The 1586-nt window shown below is 60.2% G+C and carries 1 protein-coding gene; it reads right to left on the bottom strand.

Annotation, left to right across the window (positions count from 1 at the left end):
* Positions 1–34: 34 nt before the first annotated feature.
* Positions 35–1458, bottom strand: a protein-coding gene (locus tag QMK32_RS25120; protein WP_442972423.1) for an IS3 family transposase whose coding sequence is annotated in 2 segments (ribosomal slippage) — positions 35–1092 and positions 1092–1458 — 1425 coding nt in all. Because the reading frame shifts where the segments join, the coding sequence is not laid out codon by codon here.
* Between the last annotated feature and the right edge of the window lie 128 nt (positions 1459–1586).

Genomic DNA, 1586 nt, shown 5'->3' with positions numbered 1-1586 from the left:
CGGAATTTGTCAAGGTGGATGAGTCCAGTGGGTGTTACGCCGCTATCGAATCGTGCTCTTGATCGGTGTCAGTTGTTTCTGCTGGTTTGTTGATCCACGCGGTGTCGGGGAGGTCGAGGATTTTCGGAGTGGCATTGGTGCCGAAGCGATGCGGATGTGCAGCGCGTGCAGCATCGAGGACGAGACGGCGTTCGGCTGCTTTGCGTGCAGCCAAGCCGTAGTGAACATCGGCGGGAGTGTGCAGTCCGATACCGGTGTGGCGATGTTCGTGGTTGTACCAATCGGTGAAGATATCCATGAATTCCCTTGCCTCGCTCAGTGATCGGAACCGATCCGGGAAGCCGGGGCCGTACTTCAAAGTTTTGAACAACGACTCCGAGTAAGGGTTGTCGTTCGACACCCTTGGCCGGGAATGGCTTCGGGTGACCTCGAGATCCGCGAGCAGTGTCGCGACGGTTTTACTGGTCATCGAGGTTCCGCGGTCGGCGTGTACGACGTGCGGGACGCCATGAATCGAGAAGATCTGTTCCATCAGTTCTTTTGCCAGCACACCGGATTCATGATTATGAACATGCACACCGACGATATAGCGGGAGTAGATGTCGATCATCACGTACGCATCGAAGTACTGCCCCTTCACCGGGCCGGCGAGTTTGGTGATGTCCCAGGAGTACACCTGCCGCGGCGCGGTCGCGACCAGCTCCGGGCATGCCCTGGCCGGGTGCCGCGCGAGTCGCCGTCGATCGCTGACCTGTCTGTTCTCGCGCAACACTCGATACATCGTCGACACCGAACACAGGTAGATGCCCTCGTCGAGGAGTTGGGCGTAGATCTGTAGCGGTGCGAGGTCGACGAACCGTTCGCAGTTGAGGACCTCGAGGATGCGTCGCCGTTCGCTGGTGGTGACTTTGTTGACCGGCTCCGCCGCTGGTTCCTGCGGCACCGGCGGTGTCGGTGCTGTAGCTGCGACACTTCGACGTGTCGCCGTCGATCGGTGCAAACCGGTGAGAACGCTGCCCTCGCGGGAGCTAATTCCGATGCCGGTCAGTGTGGTGTAGGCAGTGGTCATCGCTTGTTGTTCTTCTCGTCGAAATCCGCGCTCTCGGAGAGAGATTCCAAGAGCGCGTGTGCTTTTCCCATGATATCCAGTGCAGCTTCGGTGGTGTTCAGGCGCTTGTTCGCGCGGTTCAACTCACGGGTGAGGCGGGCGATCTCGGCTTGCTCGGCGGTGAGCTTGCCGACCTTCTCGCCGGGCTTTTTGCAGACGAGAACACCGGCGTCGCGGTGTTTGCGCCATTCGCTGATCAACGACGAATACAGTCCCTCGCGGCGTAGGTATGCCCCGCCGTCGCCGCTCTCGCAGGCTTGCTCGTAAGCACGCACGTGTTCGATTTTCTCCGCCGCGGTGAACGCGCGTCGCCGTCGTGGTCCGTCTGCTCTCGGATGCGCTGAATCCATGCGTTCATTGTCGCCGCTGACCGGCGTCTTGGTGGTGATGGCCATGGTGTGTGTCGATCCGTATCTCGCCCTGCATCAGGCCGGGTTGCTATGAACCAGTGGACTCACCTCACCCTGGCACGCAGGGC

The sequence above is a fragment of the Rhodococcus sp. H29-C3 genome (genome assembly GCF_030063405.1).
In the GTDB taxonomy this organism is placed as follows: domain Bacteria; phylum Actinomycetota; class Actinomycetes; order Mycobacteriales; family Mycobacteriaceae; genus Rhodococcoides.
The sequence above is the reverse complement of the archived record's forward strand: the minus strand, read 5'-3'. Positions and strand labels throughout refer to the sequence as shown.